At 73.6% G+C, this 1,588-nt stretch carries 1 protein-coding gene and 2 pseudogenes; all 3 read right to left on the reverse strand.

Annotation, left to right across the window (positions count from 1 at the left end):
* Nucleotides 1-330: pseudogene (locus tag AB0C29_RS47555) on the reverse strand (hypothetical protein); the annotation flags it as partial.
* Entirely contained in the window at nucleotides 327-1,130 is an 804-nt protein-coding gene (locus AB0C29_RS47560; RefSeq protein ID WP_360834864.1) for an ATP-binding cassette domain-containing protein, read from the reverse strand. The pseudogene AB0C29_RS47555 and the gene AB0C29_RS47560, both read right to left, overlap by 4 nt.
* Nucleotides 1,131-1,165: 35 nt before the next feature.
* Nucleotides 1,166-1,588 (reverse strand): annotated as a pseudogene (locus tag AB0C29_RS47565) (hypothetical protein); the annotation flags it as partial.

The following is a 1,588-nucleotide window of genomic DNA, read 5'->3' on the forward strand; positions in this document are numbered from 1 at the left end:
GATCCCCATCGCCAGGTAGCCGCCCACCACGGCGACCCCCATCGCGCCGACCGTCGGCACGATCCGGTGGGCCCGCGGGCGCGGCGTGCTGCCGAAGAGCTCCTCCACGTTGGACCGGTGCTCCCGCCGGGCCTGCCACGCACCGGCGGCCAGCGCCAGCGGCCAGAGCACCGCCAGATAGAGCCGCTGCGTCATGGCCAGCTGCATCCACCCGGTGGAGAAGCCGATCCCCTCGGCGAAGAAGAGCAGCAGGGTGCCGGCCACCGCCAGGGCCAGGGCCGAGCCGAGCGCCGCCGAGCGGCGCAGTTCGATACCGAGGATGCGGGTCATCGGGCGGCCTCCGCCCGGTGCCGGCGCAGCAGTGCGGAATAGCCGCGTTCGGCCGGGCTGTCCCCGGCGTCGCCCTGGCCGCCCTGCGTCATGAGGTCGTCCGGCGTGCCCTGATAGACCAGCCGTCCCTCGTTCATCAGGACGACGTCGGTGCAGGCGACGACCACGTCCTCCACCAGGTGGGTGGAGACCAGTACGCAGCTGTCGACGCCGAGATCACGCAGCAGCTCCCGGAAGTCGAGCCGCTGCTCCGGGTCGAGCCCGACGGTGGGCTCGTCGAGCAGCAGCACGGCCGGGTCGTTGACGATCGCCTGGGCGATGCCGGCCCGGCGCAGCATGCCGCCGGACAGCGTCTTCATCCGCGCGCCGGCCTTGGCCGTGAGCCCGACCCGGTCGATCGCCCGCTGCACCGCGCCCGGCACCGCCGGCTTCGGCATCTCCTTGAGCCAGGCCATGTACTCGACGAACTCCCGGACCGTGAACCGGGGATAGAAGCCGAACTGCTGCGGCAGGTAGCCCAGGCCGCGGCGGACCCGGCGCAGATCGGCCCGGCCGTCGACCGCCTCACCGAGCAGCGTCAACCGGCCGCCGGCGGGCTTCACCACCGTGGCCAGCGCCCGCATCAGCGTGGTCTTGCCGGCGCCGTTCGGGCCGAGCAGTCCGTGCACCCCGGTGCCGAGGGCCAGGTCCAGCCCGTCGACGGCGAGATGCCGGCCGGCCCGCACCCGCAGCTCCTGGGCATGGACCGCCCAGGGGTGGGTGGTGGGAGCCGTCTCGTCCGCGCTCACCGTACGCATCATCAATCCTCCGAAAGTATGGGCAGATGCCCGGGAGCTCAGTTGTGGCTGGACAGCCGGCGGAAGTTGTCGGCCCGCAACACGGCGAGACCGGCCAGCGTGAGGGTGAGCAGCGCCCACCCGGGAGAACTGCCCGCTCGCAGCACCGCCGGCAGTTCGGCGGTGACCACGGCCGGCACGATCACGGCCAGCGCCCAGGCCGCGCCGAGGCCGATGGCGGCCAGGCGCACCCCGACGAAGGCGCCCAGGGCGATGGTCGCGGCGGTGAAGGCCAGGCACGGCAGCAGCGTCAGGGCCAGCGAGGTTCCGGTACGGGTGCTCGCCAGCGCCAGCGTCGGCACCACCACGGCCAGCACCCCGGCCGTACGCCGTAACAGCATCGTGAGCCCGGCCGCCGGCGTACCCGCGATCAACTCCCAGGCCGGGTCGTGCCGCCGGCTCCACGCGATCGCGACGCCCGG

The sequence above is a fragment of the Actinoplanes sp. NPDC048791 genome (assembly GCF_040650095.1).
In the GTDB taxonomy this organism is placed as follows: Bacteria; Actinomycetota; Actinomycetes; order Mycobacteriales; family Micromonosporaceae; genus Actinoplanes.

Excerpts from the sequence above, each read along its gene's own strand:
- AB0C29_RS47560 (WP_360834864.1), bottom strand. The coding sequence starts at position 1,130 with ATGATGCGTACGGTGAGCGCGGACGAGACGGCTCCCACCACCCACCCC.